The 1173-nt window shown below is 68.7% G+C and carries 1 protein-coding gene and 1 pseudogene; both read left to right on the top strand.

What is annotated here, in order from left to right; genetic code table 11:
- A partial coding sequence (locus tag ABZ749_RS35470) for a molybdopterin dinucleotide binding domain-containing protein (protein WP_357235814.1) occupies positions 1-947 on the top strand: 947 nt, incomplete at its 5' end.
- Between the two features lie 3 nt (positions 948-950).
- Positions 951-1173: pseudogene (locus ABZ749_RS35465) on the top strand (4Fe-4S ferredoxin); the annotation flags it as partial.

Below are 1173 nucleotides of genomic sequence, written 5' to 3'. Positions count from 1 at the left end.
CCGAGTGGGGTTGGGCGTGGCCGGCGAACCGGCGCATCCTCTACAACCGTGCCTCCGCCGACCCGGACGGCAACCCGTGGTCCGAGCGCAAACGCTACGTCTGGTGGGACGCGGACAAGGGCGAGTGGACCGGCTACGACGTGCCGGACTTCGAGAAGACCAAGCCACCGTCGTACCGGCCGCCGCCCGGCGCGTCCGGGCCGGAGGGCATCGCGGGCGACGACCCGTTCGTCATGCAGGGCGACGGCAAGGGCTGGTTGTACGCGCCCAGCGGTGTCCTGGACGGGCCGCTGCCGACGCACTACGAGCCGGTGGAGTCGCCGGTGCGTAACCCGCTCTACGGTCAGCAGGCCAACCCGACGCGCAAGATGTACGCACACCCGGTGAACTCGGTGAACCCGAGTCCGCCGCAGGAGCACGCTCAGGTGTTCCCGTACGTGTTCACTGTCAGTCGGCTCACCGAGCACCACACAGCCGGTGCGATGAGCCGGACGGTGTCACCCCTCGCGGAGTTGCAACCGGAGATGTTCGTCGAGGTGTCCCCGGCCCTGGCCGGCGAGGTCGGGCTGACGCATCTGGGTTGGGCGCATCTGGTCAGCGGCCGCGCGGTGATCGAGGCGAAGGTGCTGGTGACCGATCGGCTCACCCCGTTGCGGGTGGATGGTCGGATCATCCACCAGGTGTGGTTGCCGTACCACTTCGGTTTTGAGGGTCTGGTGACCGGCGACTCGGCCAACGATCTGTTCGGCATCAGCCTGGACCCGAACGTGCTGATCCAGGAGAGCAAGGTCGGCACCTGCGACGTCCGATCCGGGCGACGCCCGAGAGGCGCCGAGCTGATGGCTCTCGTCGTCGACTACCGGCGACGGTCCGGCGACCTGAGCCCGCACTATCCACCGCAGGTCACGACCGACTCCGCCGACAGCGGCCCGGACCAGGAGGTCTGACCCATGCCCCACGCCAACGCCCTGTACGGGCCGCTGGACCCCGCACCGGACGCCGGCTACGAGAACCCGCCACCGCGGATGGGGTTCTTCACCGACACCAGCGTCTGCATCGGCTGCAAAGCGTGCGAGGTGGCCTGCAAGGAGTGGAACGGCGTCCCGGAGAGTGGGCTCGACCTGCTGGGCATGTCGTACGACAACACCGGCGCGTTGACAGCGAACTCGTGGC

The organism is Micromonospora sp. NPDC047753 (assembly GCF_040642735.1).
Classification (GTDB): Bacteria; Actinomycetota; Actinomycetes; order Mycobacteriales; family Micromonosporaceae; genus Micromonospora.
This window is presented reverse-complemented; position numbering and strand designations above follow the sequence as displayed.